The following is a 23,023-nucleotide window of genomic DNA, read 5'->3' on the forward strand; positions in this document are numbered from 1 at the left end:
CGGGGTATCTACCGCAGCCGTTCCAAATCCGCGGTCACCGCGCCGAACACCTCGACGAGAACATTCGCCTGACGCGGGTTGACGTGTCTGGCGAACCAACGGTCGACGCCCCGGGCATGAAACTGCCACGCTGATTGCAGCTCACCGAGTCCTCGCTGGGTCAGCTGGACCCGGGTAGCCCGGCGATTGGCCGGATCCGGATTGCGCGCGACATGACCGGATCGTTCCAGATTGTCGACAATCCGGGTGATACCGCTGGCACTGTAGACCAGAGCGGCGGCCAGATCCTTCATATACAGCGCCTGGCCGGGCGCACGGGACAACTGCACCAGGGTGTCCAAGGTCAGCAGGCTCATGTCGCACTGGGCACGCAGCTCGGAATCGAGCGTGCGCTGCAGTAGCGCCGCTGAATGAATACACAGCTCCCAGGCTTGTTCCTGCTTGGGATCCAGCTCGCTGAGACGAACACCGGCTCGCGAGTCACCCTCATCAGTTCGGTTCACATACAGATAGTAACTGAGCTCACACTTGCTTTGTCAATAGTTTACATGCGTACAATACCGCTATCAAATTTTGGCCGGATCGTCATCTTGCCGTGAGAGGAAGACACATGACGTACGTCGTCACAGAACCTGAAGCGTTCACCACAGCCGCTGCCGCCTTGGCCACTGCGGGCTCGGCCGTGGCGTCGCGAAACGCGACAGCGGCTGCCGTGACCACCGCGGTGATCCCCGCAGCCGCCGACGAGGTGTCGGCGCTGGTCGCCCGGCGGTTCGGGATTCACGGTGAGCGCTACCAGCAGGTCAGTGCTCAAGCCATGGCCATACACCAGGATTTCGTAGCGGCCCTGCAGGCCAGTGCCCGCTCGTATGCGGCGGCCGAGACTGCCAACGCAACGGCAGCCCGCTGAAAGCCGAGGATTGGTAATGGATTTCGGAGCTTTGCCGCCCGAAGCGAATTCGGGGCGGATGTACTGCGGTGTCGGCGCGGGACCGATGCTGGCCGCCGCGGCCGCATGGGCCGAGTTGGCCGCCGAATTGTATGCGGCCGCCGACGCGCACCGCTCGGCGATTATGGGATTGACCGCCACTTGGCAGAGTTCCGCGGCGACATCGATGGCGTCGGCGGCCGCGCAGAATGTGGCTTGGTTGAGCGCGACCGGCGCCCACGCCGAGCTGACGGCCACCCACGCCAGGGCCGCAGCGTCGCATTACGAGGCGGCGTTCGCGGCCACTGTGCCGCCGCCGGTGATCGCTGCCAACCGCATGCAGTTGGCAGCGTTGGTCGCGACGAACATCTTGGGTCAAAACGGTCCGGCGATCGCGGCCGCAGAAGCGCATTACAGCGAGATGTGGGCCAAAGACGCTGCTGCCATGTACGCGTACGCTGCAGCGTCGGCTGCCGCGACCACGCTGACCCCATTCGCGCCGCCACCCCAAACCACCAAACCCTCCGGGCTGGCGTCCCAGGCCGCATCCGTCAGCCACGCAGCCGCGCTGGCCGGCGCAGAGACACGGAAGATGGTGCATGCGGCGGTCGTGACACTGCAATCGCTGGACATCACTTCCAACGTCATCGCGCTGTTGTCACTGCTGTGCTTCGTGCCAAGCGCGCTTCGCTACCTCACCATGCCTGCCAGCATGACCACCGGGATGGCACCCATTGAAGCCGCCGCCGCGGGTACCGCAGCGGCTGCAGGCGACGCAGTGAAGACCGCTGGTGCGGTATCAGCGCGCGCCGGTGAGGCGGCCAGGGTCGGCGGGCTATCGGTGCCACGCATGCTGGTCAGCGCGACGGCGGCGCCGAGCCACGCTCCGCAAGCACTCGCCGGCACCAGCGTCGACGCCCGGCCGGCTGTCAACTCGGTTTCCCAACAGCCGACCGTTGCAAGCGGGCTGGGCAGCCTCGTCGGCGGGATTCCCGGGGCCGCGAAGCCCACCCAACAGGACGGCAGCACAGTTGTACGAGACCAGCTGCGGCTCAACGTCCTTCCGCAACTGCAGTACATCGGATAGTGCCGTGACCGAATTCTGGGCTCAGTTTCGCAGTTTCAACCGCCCGAGCCGCATGCTCATGATCAACCAATTCGGTGCCAGCATAGGCTTTTACATGCTGATGCCGTACTTGTCCGGTTACCTGGCCGGAACCCTCGGGCTGGCAGCGTGGGCCGTCGGTCTGGTTCTGGGCGTGCGTAACTTCAGTCAGCAGGGCATGTTCTTCTTCGGCGGGACTCTCGCCGATCGGTTCGGCTACAAACCGTTGATCATGGCCGGTTGTCTGCTTCGTACTGGCGCTTTCGGGTTGTTGGCGGTCGCCCAGTCACTGCCGACCGTACTGGTCGCCTCGGCGGCAACGGGTTTCGCCGGCGCACTGTTCAACCCGGCGTTGCGCGCCTATCTGGCCACCGAGGCCAGCGACCGCCGAATCGAAGCGTTCGCCATTTTGAACATGTTCAACCGGGCGGGAATCTTCCTGGGGCCCCTGGTCGGACTGTCACTGGTGGCATCGGACTTTCGGATGAGCGTGCTGGCCGCCACCGCGATCTTCGCAATCCTCGCGATGGCACAACTGGTGACGCTACCCCGGCACAGCTCAGCCGAGCCGGCCCCGGACGTGCCGCAGCAGACCTCGATCCTCGCCAACTGGCGGACAGTTGCAGCCAATAGATCGTTCTTGGGGTTCGCCGCTGCCATGCTCGGCTCGTATCTGCTGTCCTCCCAGATCTATCTCATGCTGCCCGAGCAGGCCTCGGCCGTCGCGCCATACTCCCAATCGCAATTGGTGGCAGCGCTTTTCGGGATATCAGGTCTAGTTGCGGTTGTCGGCCAGTTGCGCATCACCCGCTGGCTGTCGGCACGATGGCGACCGGAGCGCAGTGTGGTTGTCGGAGTGCTGCTGATGGCGGCCTCGTTTGCACCGCTGGCCGCCGTCCCCGACGCGCATCGGTTGGGCACCCGAGCCGCCGTGGCAGCGTTGTTGATGTCGGCCGCCATGCTGGCCGTCGCCTCCGCGGCGGTGTTTCCCTTCGAGATGCACATCGTGATGTCGCTGTCCGACGACAGGCTGGTCGCGACGCACTATGGCTTCTACAACACCATCATCGGGGTGGGAATCCTTGCCGGCAATGCTGCGATCGGAGCATTGCTGGGCACCCAACACCACCTGGACACCAACGAACTTGTCTGGGGCGTACTGATTCTCGTGGGACTGGTCGCCGCGACAGGGCTACACTGGCAGAGCAAGAAAAGGCTCAACGCGACTGGCCGTGCCGCACTTGATTGAACGGCACACCGCGGTCGGCGGCGTATTCCCGGGGGAAGTTCAGCACCCGCTCGCCAATAACGTTGCGCGCCATCTCGGTTGTTCCGCCACCAATGGCCACCGACTGCCGGGCGAGGTAACGCAGCCCGGCCTGTAGGCCTTCACCCGGTTGCCCCACCACCCCGGGCGCTCCGGCGATCGCCAGCCCGGTGTCCATCTCACACATCACCGTCTCGGCGTGGAACAGTCTGATCAGCGTTCCAGCGGCAGGGGGCAGCGTGCCGTCCCGGACGCTGCGATATACGTGCTCGATCAGCTGTTCGGCCACCGCGCGATGCACCAGCGCGCGGCCGGCCATCTCACGCACCCAGTCGCTGTCGGCCTGCCCGGCCTGCCGCGCGAGTTCAGCGTAGTCGACCGGGGTCGTGTGACCGCCTTCGCTGCCACCGCCACTGGCGAATTCCGAGCCCATGCCGACCGCGCGGCGTTCGTGGTAAAGCTGTCGTGATGCCACGGCCCAGCCGTTGTTGACCTCGCCGACTACCGCGTCCGCGCCGACGTCGACCCCATCGAGGAACTCCTCGCAGAACTCCGACGAGCCGTTCACCTGGGTGATCCGGCGCAAGGTGATTCCCGGGTGATCGATGGGCACCAGGAACATGGTCAGCCCCTCATGCTTGGGCACATCCCAGTTGGTGCGGGCCAGACACAGTCCGTAGTCGGCGGCGAACGCGCTGGTGCTCCAGGTCTTGGCGCCGTTGATCACCCAACTGTCACCGTCGCGCTCGGCGCGGGTCAGCACACCCGCCAGATCTGATCCGCCGCTGGGCTCGGAGAGCAGCTGCACCAGCACCTCGTCGCCGCGCAGCGCCGCGCCGATGTGCGTCTTCTTCTGCTCCTCGCTGCCGGTGTCGAGCAGCGTGGCGCAGCAGATGGTGAACGTCGGGGTGTTGAGGATCAGCGGCATCTCATAGCGCAGGGATTCCTCGTCGAAGGCCCGTTGGTATTCGTAGGGTAGGCCCTGGCCGCCGTACTCGCGGGGGAAGCAGATGCCGGCGAATCCTCCTTCGTAGAGCCGCTTTTGCAGTTCTTTGGCCCGCTGCCAGGAGCGTCCGTCATCGCGCGGCGCCGCGGGCGGCGACAGCGGATCGATGGGTGGCATGTTGGCGGCCAGCCACGCCCGGGCGCGGACGGCGAATTGCGCAACGGATGCTGCGGGCGTCATCGAGTCTTCTCCGCTTGAGCTTCCAGCTCGTAGATCCGGCGGTTGTGGTCCTCCGGCGTGCCGAACATGGCTCGGTACAACGTAACTCGCCGCAGATACAGGTGCAGGTCATGCTCCCAGGTGATGCCGATGCCGCCGTGCATCTGCACGCAACCCTGGACGATCTGTCCCGCCATTTCGCCGACGTAGGACTTGGCGATACTGGCCGACCGGCCCGCTGCCGGCGAACGGGCACCGACCGCCGCCACCGCGGCGGCCGTGGTGGCGCGGCAGGCTTCCAGCCACATCTTCATATCGGCGAACTTGTGTTTGAGCGCTTGGTACGACGCCAGCGGACGCCCGAACGTGTGCCGCTCCAGCGCCCACTGCACGGTGAAGTCGAAAACCGTTTGCAGGATGCCCACCACCTCGGCGCACTGCAGGACTTGAGCGATCTGACTTTGCCGGTCGATCAGCTCGGCCGTCTCGGTGGCGGTACCGACGGTCGCCGATTCGGCCACCAGGACGTCGTCGAAATCCACCCTCGCGTACTGCTTGACCAGATCCAGCGACTGTTGCGGCACAATCCGCACTCCCGGCGCATCCGTGGGCACCAGGAACTGACGGATGTCACCGCCACACCGCGCCACCACCAGCAGCAGCGCACTTTGGGCTCCGGCTTCCACGCGGTCCTTGGCTCCCTGGATGCGGTAGCCGGAGTCGACGGGTGTGGCCGTGACGGTCGGCTGCAGCGGTGACCAACCCCGGCCCGGTTCGGCGACTGCCCAGGAGGCCACCGTCTCACCGGTCATCAACGACGCGATCACGCCGGCGTGCGCATGCCGATCGGCGCAATCGGCCAGCCCGGCAAGGACCGTGCTGACCGGATACAACGGCCCGGGTGCCACCGTCCTGCCAAGTTGCTCGGCAACCATGGCCAGATCCGCGACACCGTTGCCCGAGATGCTGCCGCCGCCTAATTCCTCGGGAACCAGCAGCGCCGTCCACCCCAGCTCGGCGGCCCGCTGCCACCACAGCGGGTCAAAGGAGACACCGGCGGCATGCAGATCCCGGACATGGCGCAGTGAGGCTTCTTTTTGCAGAAACGCGTGGGTGGTGGAGGCAAAGAGTATGTTTTCGGGAGAGTCGACAGCGGTCATGACGCCGGCCGGGCCTTCCTGGGCCATCCTTCGCCGCTGCGAAGGACGCAGGGGGAAAAGTTCGGGTGGCTGATCATCCGCTTGATCGGTCCTCGTTGGAGCGGAGTTCGGTGGCGACTCTGATGTTAGCAATGGGCGATACCGTAAGAGATACCGGAGTTCAGTCGATAATGATGGTCACGGGCTGTAACCGCAATGGCTGACGCAACCGAACCACACTCGGAAGTGCCGAACTCGCAACCCGAAGTGCGAGCATGGGCCGCACAAGCCGATGCCGGGGAAGAGGATGCCGAGTACGGCGACACCGAGTACGAGTACGTCGACTACGACGAATTCGTCACAGCGGACGACGAAGACGCCCTGGACTATGAGGGCGAAGAGGAGGCCGGCGAGCAGTTCGAAGACCAAGACGCCGCCGGGGCAATCGGGACGCGTGGCCGATCCTGGCGGTGGTTGCGGGTAGTGCTGGCCGGGGTTGCCAAGGCCGCCGCGGTGGTCATCATCTGCGGCTTCGCCGCGCTCAGCGGGATCATGGTGTGGCAGCACCACCAGACCACACAGCGTCACACACGCGCCGAGGCGTTCGCCGCCGGAGCCAAAAAGGGCATCATCAATATGATTTCCCTGGACTTTCGGAAAGCCAAGGAGGACGTCCAGCGGGTGATCGACAGCTCCACGGGCGAATTCAAGGACGAATTCCAGCAGCGGGCAGCCGATTTCACCAAGGTTGTCGAGCAGTCGAAAGTCGTCACCGAAGGGACGGTCACCGCTACGGCCGTCGAATCCATGGACGGCAACACCGCTTTGGTGCTCGTGTCGGCAACATCGCGCGTCACCAATGGCGGGAACGGCAAAGAGGAACCACGTGAGTGGCGGCTGAAGGTGACCATGACCGAAGAAGACGGCCAGTACAAGATGGCGAAGGTTGAGTTCGTACCGTGACCGATCATGGACGTCAGCAGGGCAGCGCTGAAAGTGAATTCGACGACTCGGCGACTTCGGTGATACCGGCGACGTCGGAGACCGACGAGTGGGACGACCAAGCATCAGGTCCGGACTCCCCCGAGCCGGCTCGGGGCTGGGCTGGGAACGTATGGCGCACAAAGATCAATCTCAAGCCCGTCCCGGTGATTTTGATCGTGCTCATTCTGCTCTCCGGCGGCACCACAGCCTGGCTGTACGCCAAGCTGTACCGGCCCGATCAGCAGGTCGACGCCAGCGTCGCGCGGGCTGCGGTCAGCGCGGCCTCCGACGGTACCGTCGCGCTCTTGTCGTATTCGTCCGACACGCTCGACAAGGACATCGCCGCCGCCAGGACACACCTCGGCGGCGATTTCCTGGACTACTACAACCAATTCACGCAGCAATTCGTGGTTCCGGGGGCCAAGCAGAAAGCCCTGAAGACCACCGCCAAGGTAATGCGCGCCGCGGTGTCGGAGCTGCATCCCGGTTCGGCCGTGGTGCTGGTTTTCGTCGACCAGAGCACCACCACCAAGGACACCCCCGAACCGACGATCAAACCCAGCAGCGTGCTGGTGAGCGTGACACAGGTCAACGGTAAGTGGCTGATCACCAAATTCAACCCCGTCTAGATCGAGTCCGTCCGGTTCAGGTAGCGAAGGCCCGCCGCAGCGTCTGAGCGTGCAAAGCCCGGTTCTCTTGGGAGACCGCCCAATCGGCGACCACGGCGTCGAAATCGTGGAATGTCGCCGCGAAGACGTGCAATTCGGTGTGAACATAGGCGTGCAGCAGTCGGTTCGCGTAATCAATCGCTTCGTCACGGCATGGATCAATCTCCGAGCAGCTGATGAACGTCGGCGGCAATCCTTCCAGGTTCGCCCGGTGCGCAGGCACATGCTGACGATTCGCCGTCGTGTGGCCCAGGTAATGGCCCCAGGCCCGCGATACCGCCGGACCGGTGAGACCCGGTGTGCGCTGAAACTCCCGCCGCGACGGCGTGGTATCGGAGTCAAGCATCGGCTGATGCAAAATCTGCACCAGGATCGGGGGACCTTCCTCGTCGAACATGCGCTGAGCCAAGCCGGCCACCAGCGCCGCACCGGCGTCGCGCCCCATCAGCGCCATCCGACGCGCATCGACGCCGAACTCGGCGCAGTTGTCGACCACATAACGCAGTCCGGACTCGACATCGTCGAGGGCCGCCGGGCACGGATGCTCCGGCGCCAGTCGATAGTCGACCGACACCACCACGCACTCGGCCGCGCGGGCCAACTCCACACAGTGCCCGTGATCGGTATCGAGGTTGCCGGTGACGAATCCGCCGCCGTGGGCATAGATCACAACCGGCGCGGTCGACCCGCCACCACCGCGATACAGCCGCAACCCCAGCCGTGTGGCGGTCGGACCGGCAATGTCACCCGATTCGACGCTCACCCCACCCAGGCCGGCGGCCTCGATTGCCGCAGCCCGCTCGGCGGCGACCCGGTTGGCATGCTCCCGCTCGCCGCTCAACGTCTCGGCGCTGAATTCGACAACTCCCAGCGCGGCGGCGGCGTCTCTGAGCGCGGGGTCGATGCGGCCAAGGCCTTGTGGCCGAGCGAGATTCGTTTGAGTCACGTCGGCTCGCCTTCCGGCTCAGTGCCATAGGCAGCGCCGAGCCGTTCTCCGGGCAGCGCTTTGACCGTCGAGGGCAGCCCATACAGCGCCGTCGCGTTGCCGCGCATGATCCGCTCCCGTTGGTCACGTGGGAAGCGCTTGATCGCATACGCCGGGGAGTCGTAGCTCCAGTGTGGGTAGTCCGTCGAAAACATCAGATTGTCGCCCAAATCCATCATGCCCAGATACTGGCGAAACTCTACGGTGTCGGCGTCTTCGAGCGGCTGCGTGGTGAACCGGACGTGTTCTCGCACATATTCTGAGGGTGCCCGGCGCACGTGCGGAAGATCGTCGCGGCGGGCCTGCCACATCCGGTCCATCCGCGACATCACCGGCATCGCCCAGGTGAAGCCACCTTCGATGAATACCACCCGCAAGTCCGGATGGCGATCGAACGCGCCGTCGAATACCAGACTCATCAAGTGCGACACGTACAACAACGGCCAGGACGCGAAGAAGTCATGCCAATGCGCGGGGTTGCCGACCGGATACAGCGGGATCAACTCGAACGGCGTCTGACCCATCAGATGCGTGGCCACCGGCAGTCCATTGCGTGCCGCGGTCTCGTAGAGTGGATCGAAATGCGGACTGCCGAAAGGAATTCCACGAGTCTGCGGGGTCATCAGAATCTGACACATATAGGGGTGGCCGGCCCAGCGCTCAACCTCACGGGCCGCCAGCTCAGGCGCCTGGGCGCTGACGCTGACCGACCCACGCCACCGGCCGTGCGCATTGTGCTGGTCCAGCCAGACGTCGGCCAGCCAGTCGTTGTACGTCGACTTCAGCACCTGCTCGGCCTGCGGCAATTGCGCGTCACACATCGGCTCCAGCGAGGCGATGCTGACGCCGGCGTCCACCAACAATTGTTTGGCGGCGAAATCGGGGTCGCTGCCGGCGAACCCGCCGCCCGGCGGGGCGGCGTCCAGCCGCAACGACATCGTCTTGTAGGAGTCCGGGGTGTCGTAGAAGTGCGGCACCGGCGTGACCGCATTGCCCGTCGGCCAGATTTTGTCCACCCATGCGGCCGGCGCGTAGGACTTGAGCGCGTCGACGGAGACCGGAAGCGGGTGAACGTCGGTGTCGACGATGGTGACCGCAATTTCTCGCTGTTGCGTGCCGGCGTCGGCTTGTTCGGCCGTGGTCATGGCACGCTGCTCGTCACTGTCAGCCCATAAAGCTCATTGGCGTTGCGCCACAGGACTTTCTCGCGCTGGAGCGCATCCAGACCGGCGACTGCAGTGTCCGGCTGCGCGGTTGACCAATGCGGGTAGCTCGAGCCGTACATCACCAGGTCGGCCTTGTCGGAGAAGTCCATCCAGCGCGGCATCTGCCCGGTATCGACGGGTCCGTCGAACGCCGACGAGCAAAACCGGACATGAGCGCGCAGATATTCGCTGGGATAGCGGTCCACCCAGGGCGTCTGGTCACGCATCGACAGCCAGAAGGTGTCCAGCCGCCATATCAGCGGAGTGAGGATGTCGTATCCGCCGTCGGCGAAGACGAACATGAGGCCGGGGTGCCGGCCGAAGACACCTTCGATGATGAGCGTGGCCAGGTGCACGAAGTAGTTCAGCGGCATGAAGGACGCATAGCCGGGATAGGTGTGCGCGTGTCCGGCGAAGGTCGGCGGATAGTCGACGCCGTTGCCGCCGTTGATGCGCACCGCCACCGGTAAACCATGCGCGGCAGCGGCCTCCCAGATGGGCTCGAACATCGGCTTGCCATACGGTTCGCGCGATTGCATCGGAACACCTACCTGAACCAGCTTGGGATGGCCCGCGAGCCGTTCGATCTCACCGACGGCACCCTTGGGATCTTCCGGATTGACCCGGATGGTGCCCCGAAATCGGTTGGTGGCGTCGGGATCCAACCACCGCTCCAGCAACCAGTCGTTGACCGCGGCACAGATGCAGCTGTTGAGTAGATAGTCGGCAATGTTGCCCCGGGTCAATGGGTTGAGGATGGCATAGTCGACACCCGTGTCGTCGAACAGCTGGCGGCTGACAATCTCGAGATCCGACCCGGGGTAATGCTTTCCATACAAGTCACGCCGGTAGTCACCGCCGGGCGCCTGATACCACTGCTGTTCGACGTCGGGGATGGACCGCAGTTTGTGCGCGGCCGGCAGGTAGCGCCGTATTTCGGCGTTGTAGCGAAAGTGGGGCTGGACGTTGGCGTCAATGCAGGCGCCGGCGAACGGGCTCATGCGGACACGAACACTTTCCCGTCGGCAACATCCACCCGGTAGGTGCGCACCCGGCGGCGTGGATCGGCGACGTTGCGACCCGTGGTGACGTCGAATTCCCAATTGTGCCAAGGGCATCGAACAATCTGCCCGTCACGTACCCGGCGCAGCCGCCCGGGTTCGGCGGGAACCGATTCGTTGGTGCCGCCGATCAACCCCAGGCACAGCGGAGCGCCCTCGTGTGAACAGTGATTGGCGATGGCGTACAGCTGGCCGCCGACGTTGTAGACGCCCACCCCGAACTTCCCGGTGTCGACCAGCTTCATGGTGCCTGGCGGCAGTTCGTCGATCCAGCACACGAGGCGCCGTTGCAGCACTGGTGTACCCCGCCTTCTACCCGGTACGGCACCCACCACACGGCGTGGCTTCGTTGCTATTTATACAATAATAGCGACATTCCGTACCGGGAGGAGCGCTGATGACGCTGTCCACCAACTCCGAAGGCCAGGCCGTCGTCCCCACGCTTGATACCAGTGGCCAGACAAGCCCCTACCCGTTCTTCGAGCACATGCGTCACACCGATCCGGTCTGGCACGGCGCCCTCATGGACCACGAGCAGATGCCCGAAGAACTGCGTCCGAACGACGAATGGGTCTTGTTCGGCTACGACGGCGTGTTTCAAGCCTTTCGCGACGACCGCATCTTTACCTCGGCCAACTACGACAAGACCATCGGACTGGTCATGGGCCACACCATCTTGGCGATGGGCGGCAAAGAGCATCATGACCATCGCAGCCTGGTGGCCAAGGCGTTCCGGGCCACCGCGCTGGAACGTTGGGAACCCTCGGTCATCGGGCCGGTCTGTGATCAGCTGATCGACGAAATCAAACACGACGGTCACGCCGACCTGGTCAAGGCGCTGACATTCGAATTTCCGACCAGGATCATCTCCACATTGCTGGGGCTGCCCCGGGAAGATCTCGACCTGTTCCGGCGCCTCTCCCTCGACCTCATTTCGATCCCGACCGACATCATGGCCGGGCTGACCGCGGCCGCCGAGTTGCATGAGTACTTTCTCGACCAGGTCGAGCAGCGGCGGCGCAAACTCACCAACGACATCATCGGCGACCTGGTCTCCGCCGAGATCGACGGCGAAAAGCTCACCGACGAAGCCATCATCGCGTTCCTGCGGCTACTGCTGCCCGCCGGGCTGGAGACCACGTACCGATCCTCAGGCAACCTGCTGTACCTGCTGCTGACAAACCCCCAGCAGCTGGCGATGGTGCGCCAGGACCGCTCGTTGATACCCACCGCCATCGAAGAAGGCCTGCGGGTGGAAACCCCACTGACCATGGTCATGCGGACCACCACCGAAGACGTGGAAATAGGCGGCAAGACAATACCGGCCGCCGCTCAGGTCGATCTGTGCATCGGTTCGGCCAACCACGACGAAACCCGCTGGCCCGGCCCCGACACCTTCGACATCCGGCGGTCACGGCATGCACACATCGCCTTCGCCGGCGGTATTCACATGTGCCTGGGCATGCATCTGGCCCGACTGGAGACGCGGGTGATGCTCAACAGCCTGTTCGACCGGGTCAACGATCTGAATTTTGTCTCAGACGACGGCTCGGGTGAAGAATCCAGGATCGTCGGGCTGACCTTCCGCTCGCCCAACAAGCTTCCGGTCACGTTCACACCGGCCGCATGACGAGGTCACAAGCGAGCCGTGATATCGCCTGCGGCGCCATCGATTTCGGTGTCGGCTATGCTTTCTTGGCCTTCTTGGCCTTGTTGGCCTTGTTGGCGTTTTCGCGCTGGTCCCTGAGCTCTCGCAGCCTCTTGAGACGCATCAGCCGCTCGACTTGGCCGTAGGCGTCGATGGGGCTGTGCAAGGCCAGGCCGCCGTCGGCGTGCACCACCTGCCCAGTCACCCAGGGCAGTTCGAGAACGCCCACGATGGCACCGGCCACGTCGCTGACCTCGCCTAGGCGACCAAGCGCCGTCCGCCGGGACAAGCCGTCCACCCAACCGGGCCAAGCTTCCGGATTGGGCAACATCGGGGTCCGGGTGACACCAGGTCCGACGGCGTTGACCCTAACGTTGTGGGTGCCCCACTCCACCGCCGCGACTTTGACCAACATGTCCACCCCGGCCTTGGACACGCAGTACGCGCCCATATCGCGGTCGGCGACCGTGCCGCTGATGCTGGAGACCGCGACGATCGAACCGCCCACTTTGGCCTCGACCATGGCTTGCGCGGCCGCACGAATGGTCAGCCAGGTTCCGGTGAGGTTGACCTGCAACACCCGTTCCCATTCCGATGCTTGCAATTTCAGCAACTGACCCGACGCCCCGATGCCGGCGGAGGTCACCACCCGGGTGGGCACCCCGTGCTCGCGCACGGTGTGTTCCATCGCGGTCGACACCGCGTCGGGGTCGCTGACATCGCAGATGATGTCGGCGTCGGCCAGGTCCCAGACGACGACGTCATGGCCCGCGTCGCGCAACCGCGCGGCGACTTCCTGCCCGATCCCGGAGGCGCCCCCGGTCACTAGGGCGGTCGACGCGCTCATACCGCCGGACCGATCAGCTCGACGAGAACGCCGTCCGGCGCCGTGACCACCGCCATGGGTACCACCTTGCCGGCCGGAGCCGGCATGCTGATCCGCCGTACCACGTCGGCGAAACCCAAGGCCGCCAGCGCGGACAAGGTCGCGTCGACGTCACGCTGCAGCGACAGCAGGAAGAATCCGTGCCGCGGCGCGTCAGCCGCTGGTAGCGCCTCATCGGCACCGAACAGTTCCACCAGTTCGACTATCCCGCAGTCGGGTGTTTGCGGATCACCCAGGAAGATCGACCGCAGCTGATCGGTCTTGGCGCCGAACAATTCTGGCCAATTACCGCGGAAGGTGTGGTCGAACAATTCGGTTAACCCGAGGCCATCCCGCCAGAATCGCAAAGAACTTTCGACATTGGCGGTGCAGATCGCGGCGTGGTGAACACCTAGCACGAAAGTCAATGTTAGCTGGCTCAATTTCGGTCGTTGACGCGGCGCCACTAAACCCGACCCGCACCGGCACCTAACCGAGCCTGGCCATGGTGCTCTCCCATAACTGGCCGGCCAGGTCCGGGTCGTAGGCAGCGCGGTTGGCTTTGGCGATCTTGTGCCGTGTGTAGTACTCCCCCGGTGTCCAATCGACGCCGGGTGTGCTCCTCGCCAGCCAAATCAGTTGTTCGGCTCCCTGTTCCGGCGTGGCGGTGAACCGAGCCGATATCGGCACGTGATGCTTCATGAAGATCAGCACCCGCAATCCCGAGGCATCGCCGAAGTTGGAGTTCACATAGCCCGGATGAAATGTGGCGGCCGACAGCCCACCGGCATGGTAGCGGCGATGTAATTCCTTGGTGAACAACACGATTGCCAATTTGGTCAGCGCGTAGGCAACGCTGGGCCGATGTTGAGCCGTGTTCTCGAGAGCGGTCAGGCTGGCCCGAGGCAGCATCTTCTGCGACGAACTGGTTGTGTTGACGACCGTCGCGCGGGAATCGAGCAGCACCGGCAACAGCTGGGTGGTGAGCAGAAACGGCGCTAGATAATTGACTTGATACGTCTTTTCGTAGCCGTCGGCCGTCAGCTGGGCCTTACGGCACATGCCGCCGGCGTTGTTGGCCAAGACGTCGATGCGTGGGTACTCGGACCGAATTTTGTCCGCCAAGGCCCGCACCTGGGACAGGTCGGCGAAGTCGGCCACGAAGTAATCCGCCCCCAGCTCCGCGGCCACGGCGGTGGTCTTTGCCTCCGAGCGGCCCACCACGACAACGTTTTCGCCGTTGCCACTGAGGCGCCGCGCAGCCGCTGCCCCGATGCCGTCACTGGCGCCGGTGATGACAATCGTCTTACGCGTCATATCGTTGCGTCCTCCATCGGGAGTGTAGCGATACCGCGCCGAATGTCATTGACTTATTGCCAACCGCAGCCGCGGATTACCGATCACGAAAGGCACCCATGGGCGCTTTTTCCCGGCGCGAGTTCGCGCGACTCGCCGCGCACGTCAGTGTCGGCGGAGTAGGCGGTGCCCTGATCGCCTGCGGTGGGGCCCCCGCACCGCGCCGCTCCGATCCGGCGACCACCGCCAAGCCGGAAACCGGCACCAGGCCGATCAGGCTCACCCAGTCCGGAGTCGATCGGATCATCGGCGAGCACGCCCGCACGCTGCTTGATCGCCTGCGGGCCAGGGCACCCGGGCGCGACTACGGCGTCGCGGTGGCTTTCGCGTATCCGAACCGCGAGTTCAAGCCGTTCTACATGTACGGAACGGTGGGCGAGAGCAACCCGCCCACCGAAAAGACGATCTTCTCGATCGGATCGGTCACCAAGACCTTCACCGCCGCGCTGTTTGCCACCGGCGTTTCGCTGCGGCCGGACTGCTTCGACTGGGACGCCGGGCTGCAGCGTTACCTCAGCAGGTATCTCATCGACACCGGGGACCTGAGTAAGACAGTCCAGCAGATCACCCCGCGGATGCTGGCCCAGCACACGTCGGGCCTGGCGCACGATTCCACCGGACCGGCAGACGGCGACGGTCTGTTCCTGCGCAACCCCTCCGCGCCGCCGCCCAGTTTGCGCCACGCATGGCATGCGCACCGCGGCCCGCAACCCGGAAGCTGCTGGCAATACTCCAACCTCGGGTTCATCACATTGGGCTTCGCCGCCGTGTCGGCCTACCGGTGCGCGGATCTGGGCGAGTCGTATGCGGGTGTGCTGCGCGATCAGGTCACCGGCCCACTGACCATGCCCGACACCGTGACGACGGTGCCCGAAGGTACACCCGTGGCGCGCGCCTATCCTAACGGCCGGGAGGTGTCACCTACTGCCCCTTCGGATCTGAAGTCTTCGGCGGCTGACATGCACACCTGGCTGCTGGCGAATCTGGGCGCCGTAACGGGACCCGAGCACCTGATGCGCGCACTGGCGACCACGACGCAGCCGGCACCGTTGGCAGTCGAGATGTGCGGCCAGGCCGGGCGTGGACCCGCACACATGGGTCTGGCCTGGCAGGTGGAAACCGGCCCGCCCCAGATCATCTGGAAAGACGGCCTGACTTCGGCGGGCGGATGCTCGTGCTGGATCGGTATCACGCCTGGCGGCCCGGGCCAAGAGCCGCTGGGGATCGCCATCCTGGTCAACGGTTACTGGAACAAGGACAAGCCGGCTGTCCTGGCTGACAATCACGGCCCGGCGATTCTCCGCGAGATCTCGGCGGCCGGGTAACCGAACCTCGGTCGCTAGGGCTGGTGCCGATCAACTCCCCGCCGGGGCGGCGTCCCGGGCCACGGCCGTCCTCCGCCCCCACACGAACCGTTGAGTGCGGCCGGTAGCCGGCTTGCCAGCCTTTCCGTGACAGCCCAGGGGCGAAACGGACTTGTCGCTCGATGCCCATGTGCGCACGTTCGACCGGCCGGGCGGCAAACTCGCAGTCCAGGCATGTGCCTCCGCTGAAACTCGAAGATCGTGGCCCGAACCCGGTTTCAGGTCACAATACCCAGAACAGCCGGAGTTAGTCACCAGCACACGTGACGCTAATGACAGCCTGCGCCAACGAAATCCGATCGCCAAGCGGCTGGCAGCATCGGCACTCGCACGCTACCGCCAACGTCACTACCAGCGACGTTGGCCAGCCCACCGGGACTAACCCCAGCGCAGTGTTGAGCCGCGCCAGCAAACCCCATCATTCCGCGGCTACTATCTCCGGACACTACCGACGCCAACCGCGCCTGCGAGACCCCAGCACCACCTGACTCCGGCCGCAAAACCTCGACAGTCGCGGCCGCTGGCGCGGCCGCTGCACCCACCAAGGCAGGTGCCACCGGGGCCAGCGCCGCACCCATAGCCGGCACCGCAGTCAGTCCTCCCGTCGTCGTAGGGACCGCACCACCCGCAATCGCCAGTACCCCCGCCAGGGGGCTTGCCACGGCCCCGACAGTGCCAAACAAATTCTCAATAATCCATTTAATTATGATGTCCAGAACGCCACCTATCGCATAAATCGCAAGGCTGATGGCATAAAGGGTATTCACTATAAACCTGAAAGCAACTGGTATAGACTCAATGATATAGATGACTTTTTCAATGAAATCGATAATAAAGTCCAGCCCCAGTAGGAGGAGGATGATTCTCGCCGCCAGTCCCAGAACGTCCCAAAAGTCGGTGGACCAAGCCTTAAAAAGGGCAATGTATAGATCTAATACAGCCGTCAGAAATTCAACTAATTCGTGCCATGGAAAAGGCGTAAGAGTCGTCTGGGCAACAACCGGAAGCATATTACCTGATTTGATGATGGCAGGCGCCGGAACGGTTGGTGGCGCCGACGCTAATACGCTAACAGATGCCGTTTCATAGACACTCATGGTAGTCGCGGCCTGGATCCACATTCGCGCGTAATCGACTTCGTTGGTCGCGATCGGGATCGTGTTGATGCCAAAAAAATTTGTAGCGATCAACACTGCATGAGTCGCGTGGTTAACAGTCAACTCGGCCAATGTAGGCATCGCCACCACCGCACTGACATAGGCCGCCGCCCCGGCCTCGTGAGCTGCCGCAACACGCGCACTATCGGCACTCGCCTGCATTAGCCACGCCACATACGGCAAGTACGCGCCCATGCAACATTCGGCGCTCGGGCCCTGCCACGCCCCGGCCTGTACCGCACCCAAGACCTCAGTGAGTTCGCCAGCGAGCGAGGCATATTCAACACTCAGCGTGGCCCATGACGACGCGGCAGCCGCAAGCGAAGCGGGCCCGGGGCCACCTGTCAGGAGCGCAGAATGCACCTCCGGCGGCGCGGCCATCCAGACAGCCGTAGTCACTTCACACCCACGAAGGCCGGACCCGCCGCCGCACGGTACGTCCGCGCGGTAATATTCAACGCCCGCGCCGCCGCACTCGTGGCCACCGCACTCTCCGGAATCACCATCACAGACGTCACCAACACCGCCTCCCACATTACGGAAAAACAACGTGCCAGGCGCTCGCCGCCCGGCAGAACTGCATAAGTAGAGCAATAGGCAGACCATGCGACAAGTTACAGCTGATCGGTTGTGGCTATGAATTCATCGCAGATAGTTATTGACAAATTTCTTGCCTCTATCTAGAGCCCTGATGGCGCCACCGGCCTCGGCGTACTTAATGCCGGCACGCAACAGCCAAGCCAAGCCCACTTGGCAGCAAAATGCCCGGATGGGATATGGGGCAACGGGCCGTCGGCCAAATCAGCGAAGGCAAGTCCCGACGACAACGCCGTGGCGATGGGTACCTGGATAGTGCACTGGGATTGCAGGCGGCCTCGTCGAGGATTTCGATTGCGGCGTTGCTGCGCTTGTTGCGGTTCACCGATAGGGAGAACTGGGGCACCTTCGGTTACTCAGGTGCTCATCACCTTATCGGTCCCAAACGCCGAGTCGGCACGCATCAGGATGTTGATGGCCAACCACAGCGTCGCGCGACTTACGATCTTGACGTGTCCGAACGAGCCCGGGCTACCGCCGCGATTTGGTTGGCGCGCCCAAAGATGAACTCGCGCAAGAGGATCCGCAGCCCAGGTAACTCATGTGACCGGTCGGCGCCTTCCCCGGGTCACGTCACCGAGTACCGCACCGGCAGATGCTTGAGACCGCCGACGAACGTGGTGGCCACGATCGGGTAGTAGGACACCGCTTCGAAATCCGACAGTGGCTGGCCGTCGATGCGGGGCGCGATGGCCGACGCGAGGTCCTCGGTCGGATGCTCGCGGCGCGCCGCGGTCACCGCGTTGAAATGCTCGAACATGTCCGGCAGTGCGGTCAGCTGGTCCTCGTTGGAGGCGCCGCGCTGGTATTCGCTGTCGTCGCTGCCGAACAGATCCTGGGTCAGCGTGAGCATGCGGCCGAAGTCGGCCTCCGGCGGTCCAAGCAGCGCGAAATCGCATTCGGGCGCCTACGCCATCATCGTGTCGACATAGACCTTGGCCAACTGGTCGATGCGAACCTTCAACGCGTGCATGGCTTTTGGCCGGAACCAGTCCGCGGACGACCCGGTGTTGTGGGTCGTCGAGGTGGATGAGTGTGCGTAGGCCCGCGGCCGCCTGCAGCTCGTCGCCCTGTCTGGTTGCCGGCACGGGGCGGGGCCAGTTGGTGAACAGCATGTTGTCGCGCTCGATGTCCATGATGTCGGCGTGCTTGGTGATCGCCCAGAACGACCGGTAGTCCGGCACCTCGACCCAGGGCACCGGAATGGTCGCGCGCAAGTGGGCTAGCGCCCGTGCAATCGCGGCTCATCGGTATCGGCGGCGGGCTCTGCCAGCAATGCGGCGACCGCGTCGGTGGTCCGCGTGCTCATTGCCGAAAGTCCTTCAGAGCGGACCCGATACAGTTCGCGGAGGCCGCGAAAAAAATCGGCAGCATCCGGTCGACGACGCCCGCGCACCGGTCGCGCAAGCCGGCGGCGATATCACCGACCGGTCCAACAACCGCGAAAGCCCGCAGCATCTCGTCGTCGATGAGCGACCCCATGGTGCCCCACTCACCTTGCAGGGAGAGGCGATGCAACTCGGTATGCAGGTCTTCCCAGCCGTGTACGCCGAGAACCTTGCGGTACGCCGGCGTTGAGCCGTAGAAGGCGATCCGGTTGCGGACGGCGGCGACGGCCGTCTCCAGCTCCGCGTCGTTCTCACCCGTCGCGATCATCACTTCGGCGGACACCTCGAAGTCCGTGCGGTCACGACCGGAGCGCTGCAGGCCACGAAGCAGCGCCGGCATGGTGACCTCATCGAGGTAGCGCCGGGAGACCATCGGGTGTCCGAGGTGGCCGTCGGCGACCTCGCCACACATCTCGGTCATCGCGTCGCCCACTGCGGCAAGGAAGATTTTCGGCGCCGGATACGGCTGGGGCTCCGGCGTGAACATCGGGGTCATGATCTTGTGGGTGTAGAACTCGCCCTCAAAGCGGAGCTTGCCGCCGTCACGCCAGGCAGACCAGATCGCATGCAGCGCAACAACGAATTCCCGCATCCGCCGTGCCGGGTGGCTCCAGGGCATGCTGAACCGCTTCTCGATATGGGCCTGGATCTGGGTGCCCAGCCCGAGGATGAACCGCCCCTGGGAATAGCTCTGCAGATCCCAGCCCAGGTTGGCGACGGTCATCGGATTGCGCGCGAACGCTACCGCGATGTTGGTGCCGAGTTCGATCCGCGACGTGTGTTCGGCGGCAAGCAGCAGCGGCAGAAACGGGTCATGACTGGTCTCGGCCGTCCAGCCGCCGTCATACCCGTTTCGCTCCAACGCATCAGCCGACTCGATGACCCGAGCGAGCTGGTTGGGAATACCCCCGTCGACTTTGAGGCGGGGCGCGCTACCCATGCGAGCACTTTACAGTAAGCAATCCAGTATGTAGGACAGACGCATGACCAAAGCCGAGGATTGGCGAGAGACGCTCGAGGACCTCGACCGTCGCCGCCGGCAGGCGCGGGCCATGGGCGGGCCGGAACGGCTCGACAGACATCGAGGCGCCGGCAGGCTTGATGCCCGCGCTCGCGTGGAGCGACTCCTGGACCCGGGCACCTTCCGCGAACTCGGCACGCTCGTCGGCGGGGAAGTTGCGGCTGATGCGATTGTCACGGGCTCGGGCCACATCAACGGCGCCCCCGTGATGGTGGGCGCCGAGGACTTCACGACGTTGGCCGGAACCATCGCGCCCGGCAGCAATTCCAAGCGCTACCGCATCGCGGAGTTGGCGTTGCGCGACAAGGTTCCACTGGTGATGCTCCTTGAAGGGGCTGGATTTCGGCCCACCGGCACTCATTACGGACGTAGCCCCACCGACCTGCTGGCCCAGGCGCGGTGCTCGGGCCAGGTTCCGACGGTAGCCGCGGTGCTGGGTGCCTCGGCCGGACACGGCGCCCTGGTCGCCCCCATCTGTGATTTCACCGTCATGAGCCCACGGGGTTCAATCTTCACTGCGGGGCCACCGGTGGTCAAAGAGTCCACGGGCGAAGACATTTCGAAAGAAGCCCTGGGCGGTCCGGACGTCGCCCTGGCCAGTGGCGTGATCCACAATGCGGCCGACGACGACGAGGCGGCCTTGGATACCATTCGCCGCTACCTGTCGTACTTCCCGCCCAGCGCGTGGTCGTATCCGCCGTCGCTACCCCCCGACGCGGCGTACGGGCCGCGGTCCACCCCGGAGTTACTCGACATCGTCTCGCGCGACAACCGCCGCGTCTACGACATGCGCCCGGTGCTCGACGTCGTCTTCGACTCGCCCGACTGGCTGGAAGTACAACCGTCTTTCGGCAAGGCGATCATCTGCGCCCTCACCCACCTCGGGGGGCATCCGGTAGCGGTCGTCGCCAACCAGCCGCAGGTGCTGGCCGGATCCATCGACGCCGACGCCGCCGACAAGGCCGCGCACTTCATCATGGTGGCCGACTCCTTCCACCTCCCGCTGATCTTTCTGGCCGACAACCCCGGCATGCTGCCGGGCAGCCGGTCCGAACGCGCCGGCGTATTGCGCAGCGGGGCAAGGATGTTCGCTGCGCAGACGGCGGCTACCACAGTGAAGCTGCATGTGACCTTGCGCAAGGCTTACGGCTTCGGCTCCATGGTGATGGGGCTGATCAGCTTCGACGGCCAGGTGGCGACCTTCGCCTATCCGGGCGCGACCATGGGCGCCATGGGCGCCGCAGCACTCAGCCGGGCGTCACATGCTGATCAGGAGCTGTCCGTCAAGCTGCGGACCGCAGAATTGCAGGCGTCCTATCGGTCGGCCGAGCACATGGGCTTCGATGAACTCATCGACCCTCGCGAAACTCGCGACGCCCTGCTGGCCGCGCTGCAGCGTGGCATCCACGCCCGGCAGGCCGCAGCGCAACCCGTTGCCCGCACGCTCATCATGCCGTGAACGGCTACTCCCGGGACAGCCGGCGGACCGGCGAGCACCGGTCGATCAGACAACTCGAGCCGATACCGTCGCCGTTGCTGATCTTTTGAAACGCCAAACTTTCGTGCTGGTCAATCATAGGATGTCTCGCATTCAACTCAGTGATTGCCGAGCGTGCTGGCAGGGGCCGTGACATGGCGAGACATCGCGACTGGCCGAAGCGGAATCTGCTACGGAAGGGATGGTTGCGATGAATTTCTCGGTGTTGCCCCCAGAAATCACGTCGGCGCAAATGTATACCGGTGCAGGCTCTGGACCGATGTTGGCGGCCGCAACCTCCTGGGCCGGGTTAGGCGACGAACTGGGTTCAGCCGCGCAGTCTTTCGGGTCAGTCACCACAGGGTTGGCGGGCGGGCCCTGGCAAGGTCCGGCGTCGGTGGCGATGACGGCCGTCGCCGGCCGCTATGCGCGCTGGCTGCAGGAGGCGGCGGCCCGCGCCGTCGCTGCGGCCACCCAAGCCAAGTCGGTAGCGGGCATCTTCGAAGCCGCCAAGGCGGCGATAGCGCACCCCATGACGGTCAGGACCAACCGCATGCAGTTCATCTCGGCGGTGCGATCGAACCTGTTGGGCCTGAACGGTCCGCTGATTGCGGCCATCGAAGGCGCATATGACGAACTGTGGGCCCAAAATGTCACGGCGCTGGTGGGATATCACGGTGGAGCTTCGGCGGTAGCCGCCCAACTGATGCCGTGGCAGCAGGCGCTGCAAAATCTGGGCGGCCTGGCGAACCAGGCCAGCTGCGCGGTTACCGGCGGGCGGACATCCGGCGGGCAAGGGGCGCTCGGCTCCGCCGCTGACGTCGGCGGGGTCATTGGCAGAATAGTGGCAACTGACGAGGCTGAACTGGCCGCCGTGTACGCAGACAACGTCTCCCAGATCTCCAGCGCGGCAGCTGTCACCAGGACGGCGCTAGCGGCGGCCGCTGCGGACCTGACGAGAGGCGAGTTGGTCCCGGCGGTGCGCGAAGTCGCTACGGCGGTCAATTACGACCTCCAGACCGCAGCCCACCTCGTCGCCGAAGACGCTGCCTTACCTGCGCAACTGGTCACTGATGACCTTCGTATCCTCGCTGGTCTGCCACCGGTTGGCGCGCCGGCCCCGGCCGCACCCAGCAGCCTGGAACACTACCTAGCGGTACAGGCGGCCCGCTTAGCACAGGTTCCCGGCCAGATAGTGCAGATTGACGAGGCGCTCATAGCTCACGTGATCGGCGATAACCAAAGCCAGATTTGCAGTGCGGTATCCGTAACCGAGAACGGTCTGCGGGCAGCGGGGTTAAATGTGCTGGCGGGTCAGCCCATTGCAGCCGTCAACGATGTCGCTTCGGCGCTCAGTTATGACGCCCAGGTCGTAACCCGCTTGGCCGTCGAAGACGCAAGCCTGCCCATGCAATTGATCCGTGAAGACATCGGCGTTCTGGCGGGCTTGCCCCCTGCGGCGCCGGCTGCTGCGCTTTCACCGGCCGAGCCAAGCAGTCTTGAACATTACTTGGCGCTAAGCCTCGATCCACGGATGGACGTTGTGGCGTGAATTGTTGATTTTTGATCTTGATTTGTGGCGTGGTAGGGATGCGACGACCGCTGGTCTGCCCAGCTTTTCCTGTTGGCTTCCGGTCGTCGGG

At 64.4% G+C, this 23,023-nt stretch carries 22 protein-coding genes and 1 pseudogene; 9 read left to right on the plus strand and 14 right to left on the minus strand.

All coding sequences use genetic code 11. The annotated features are described in order from the left end of the window. Positions 1 to 8: 8 nt before the first annotated feature. Positions 9 to 503 (minus strand): MarR family winged helix-turn-helix transcriptional regulator, encoded by a 495-nt coding sequence (locus EET13_RS19765; protein ID WP_244604009.1) that lies wholly within the window; start codon positions 501 to 503, stop codon positions 9 to 11. Between the two features lie 107 nt (positions 504 to 610). Between EET13_RS19765 and EET13_RS19770 the strand changes: the two genes are divergently transcribed. The 3 genes from EET13_RS19770 to EET13_RS19780 are packed head-to-tail and all read left to right on the plus strand — an operon-like array spanning position 611 to position 3,282. After that, positions 611 to 910 carry a PE family protein gene (locus tag EET13_RS19770; protein ID WP_122443872.1) on the plus strand — a complete coding sequence of 100 codons (300 nt, stop codon included), beginning with the start codon at positions 611 to 613 and terminating at the stop codon, positions 908 to 910. A gap of 16 nt (positions 911 to 926) precedes the next feature. Further along, on the plus strand, positions 927 to 2,015 hold the full coding sequence (locus EET13_RS19775; protein WP_168991309.1) for a PPE family protein: 1,089 nt from the start codon (positions 927 to 929) through the stop codon (positions 2,013 to 2,015). Positions 2,016 to 2,067: 52 nt separating this feature from the next. Continuing rightward, positions 2,068 to 3,282: an MDR family MFS transporter gene (locus tag EET13_RS19780; protein WP_211189102.1), complete on the plus strand. Its 1,215-nt coding sequence runs from the start codon at positions 2,068 to 2,070 to the stop codon at positions 3,280 to 3,282. On the opposite strand, the gene EET13_RS19785 is transcribed toward EET13_RS19780, so the two are convergent. Further along, on the minus strand, positions 3,251 to 4,486 hold the full coding sequence (locus tag EET13_RS19785; RefSeq protein WP_122443874.1) for an acyl-CoA dehydrogenase family protein: 1,236 nt from the start codon (positions 4,484 to 4,486) through the stop codon (positions 3,251 to 3,253). The genes EET13_RS19780 and EET13_RS19785 overlap by 32 nt on opposite strands. After that, positions 4,483 to 5,625: an acyl-CoA dehydrogenase family protein gene (locus tag EET13_RS19790; RefSeq protein WP_211189101.1), complete on the minus strand. Its 1,143-nt coding sequence runs from the start codon at positions 5,623 to 5,625 to the stop codon at positions 4,483 to 4,485. The genes EET13_RS19785 and EET13_RS19790 overlap by 4 nt, the downstream gene beginning before the upstream one ends. 195 nt (positions 5,626 to 5,820) lie before the next feature. On the opposite strand from EET13_RS19790, the gene EET13_RS19795 reads away from it, so the two are divergent. Both EET13_RS19795 and EET13_RS19800 read left to right on the plus strand, forming a co-directional pair. Continuing rightward, positions 5,821 to 6,567 (plus strand): hypothetical protein, encoded by a 747-nt coding sequence (locus EET13_RS19795; protein WP_122443876.1) that lies wholly within the window; start codon positions 5,821 to 5,823, stop codon positions 6,565 to 6,567. A gap of 59 nt (positions 6,568 to 6,626) precedes the next feature. Then, positions 6,627 to 7,217, plus strand: coding sequence for a hypothetical protein (locus EET13_RS19800; RefSeq protein ID WP_425293704.1), 591 nt, complete (start codon positions 6,627 to 6,629; stop codon positions 7,215 to 7,217). A gap of 16 nt (positions 7,218 to 7,233) precedes the next feature. On the opposite strand, the gene EET13_RS19805 is transcribed toward EET13_RS19800, so the two are convergent. The 4 genes from EET13_RS19805 to EET13_RS19820 are packed head-to-tail and all read right to left on the minus strand — an operon-like array spanning position 7,234 to position 10,803. Next, entirely contained in the window at positions 7,234 to 8,202 is a 969-nt protein-coding gene (locus EET13_RS19805; RefSeq protein WP_122443877.1) for an alpha/beta hydrolase, read from the minus strand. Then, positions 8,199 to 9,386, minus strand: coding sequence for an amidohydrolase family protein (locus EET13_RS19810; RefSeq protein WP_122443878.1), 1,188 nt, complete (start codon positions 9,384 to 9,386; stop codon positions 8,199 to 8,201). Before EET13_RS19810 ends, EET13_RS19805 begins: the two co-directional genes overlap by 4 nt. Further along, on the minus strand, positions 9,383 to 10,447 hold the full coding sequence (locus EET13_RS19815; protein ID WP_122443879.1) for an amidohydrolase family protein: 1,065 nt from the start codon (positions 10,445 to 10,447) through the stop codon (positions 9,383 to 9,385). Before EET13_RS19815 ends, EET13_RS19810 begins: the two co-directional genes overlap by 4 nt. After that, on the minus strand, positions 10,444 to 10,803 hold the full coding sequence (locus tag EET13_RS19820) for a Rieske (2Fe-2S) protein (RefSeq protein ID WP_342211468.1): 360 nt from the start codon (positions 10,801 to 10,803) through the stop codon (positions 10,444 to 10,446). The genes EET13_RS19815 and EET13_RS19820 overlap by 4 nt, the downstream gene beginning before the upstream one ends. Before the next feature lie 101 nt (positions 10,804 to 10,904). On the opposite strand from EET13_RS19820, the gene EET13_RS19825 reads away from it, so the two are divergent. Next, on the plus strand, positions 10,905 to 12,137 hold the full coding sequence (locus EET13_RS19825; protein ID WP_122443880.1) for a cytochrome P450: 1,233 nt from the start codon (positions 10,905 to 10,907) through the stop codon (positions 12,135 to 12,137). 55 nt (positions 12,138 to 12,192) lie between these two features. Here the strand turns inward: EET13_RS19825 and EET13_RS19830 are convergent, their stop codons facing one another. The 3 genes from EET13_RS19830 to EET13_RS19840 all read right to left on the minus strand — a co-directional run bounded on the left by EET13_RS19830 (position 12,193) and on the right by EET13_RS19840 (position 14,337). Continuing rightward, a complete protein-coding gene (locus tag EET13_RS19830; protein ID WP_122443881.1) occupies positions 12,193 to 13,002 on the minus strand; it encodes an SDR family NAD(P)-dependent oxidoreductase in 810 nt (269 codons plus the stop codon). Further along, on the minus strand, positions 12,999 to 13,439 hold the full coding sequence (locus EET13_RS19835) for a VOC family protein (RefSeq protein WP_244604010.1): 441 nt from the start codon (positions 13,437 to 13,439) through the stop codon (positions 12,999 to 13,001). The genes EET13_RS19830 and EET13_RS19835 overlap by 4 nt, the downstream gene beginning before the upstream one ends. A gap of 70 nt (positions 13,440 to 13,509) precedes the next feature. After that, positions 13,510 to 14,337 (minus strand): SDR family NAD(P)-dependent oxidoreductase, encoded by an 828-nt coding sequence (locus tag EET13_RS19840; RefSeq protein WP_122443883.1) that lies wholly within the window; start codon positions 14,335 to 14,337, stop codon positions 13,510 to 13,512. Between the two features lie 98 nt (positions 14,338 to 14,435). Here EET13_RS19840 and EET13_RS19845 point away from each other — a divergent pair, with 98 nt between their 5' ends. Next, complete coding sequence (locus EET13_RS19845; protein ID WP_122443884.1) at positions 14,436 to 15,701, plus strand: serine hydrolase domain-containing protein; 1,266 nt, start codon at positions 14,436 to 14,438, stop codon at positions 15,699 to 15,701. A 308-nt stretch (positions 15,702 to 16,009) separates the two neighbouring features. Here EET13_RS19845 and EET13_RS19850 read toward each other — a convergent pair whose 3' ends face one another. The 4 genes and pseudogenes from EET13_RS19850 to EET13_RS19860 all read right to left on the minus strand — a co-directional run bounded on the left by EET13_RS19850 (position 16,010) and on the right by EET13_RS19860 (position 19,822). Further along, a complete protein-coding gene (locus EET13_RS19850) occupies positions 16,010 to 17,296 on the minus strand; it encodes a PPE family protein (RefSeq protein WP_122443885.1) in 1,287 nt (428 codons plus the stop codon). Continuing rightward, complete coding sequence (locus tag EET13_RS32370) at positions 17,293 to 17,415, minus strand: hypothetical protein (protein WP_280177885.1); 123 nt, start codon at positions 17,413 to 17,415, stop codon at positions 17,293 to 17,295. Before EET13_RS32370 ends, EET13_RS19850 begins: the two co-directional genes overlap by 4 nt. 671 nt (positions 17,416 to 18,086) lie before the next feature. After that, positions 18,087 to 18,803: pseudogene (locus EET13_RS19855) on the minus strand (cytochrome P450 family protein); the annotation flags it as partial. Then, entirely contained in the window at positions 18,800 to 19,822 is a 1,023-nt protein-coding gene (locus EET13_RS19860) for an LLM class F420-dependent oxidoreductase (protein ID WP_122443886.1), read from the minus strand. The pseudogene EET13_RS19855 and the gene EET13_RS19860, both read right to left, overlap by 4 nt. Positions 19,823 to 19,865: 43 nt before the next feature. Between EET13_RS19860 and EET13_RS19865 the strand changes: the two genes are divergently transcribed. Together EET13_RS19865 and EET13_RS32895 are read left to right on the plus strand one after the other, a co-directional pair. Further along, the gene (locus EET13_RS19865) at positions 19,866 to 21,362 is read left to right on the plus strand and encodes an acyl-CoA carboxylase subunit beta (RefSeq protein ID WP_122443887.1); all 1,497 of its coding nucleotides are present in this window, start codon (positions 19,866 to 19,868) and stop codon (positions 21,360 to 21,362) included. Positions 21,363 to 21,591: 229 nt separating this feature from the next. After that, entirely contained in the window at positions 21,592 to 22,932 is a 1,341-nt protein-coding gene (locus tag EET13_RS32895; RefSeq protein WP_122443892.1) for a PPE family protein, read from the plus strand. Positions 22,933 to 23,023 lie beyond the last annotated feature (91 nt).

It is taken from the genome of Mycobacterium attenuatum (genome assembly GCF_900566085.1).
Taxonomy (GTDB): Bacteria; Actinomycetota; Actinomycetes; order Mycobacteriales; family Mycobacteriaceae; genus Mycobacterium; species Mycobacterium attenuatum.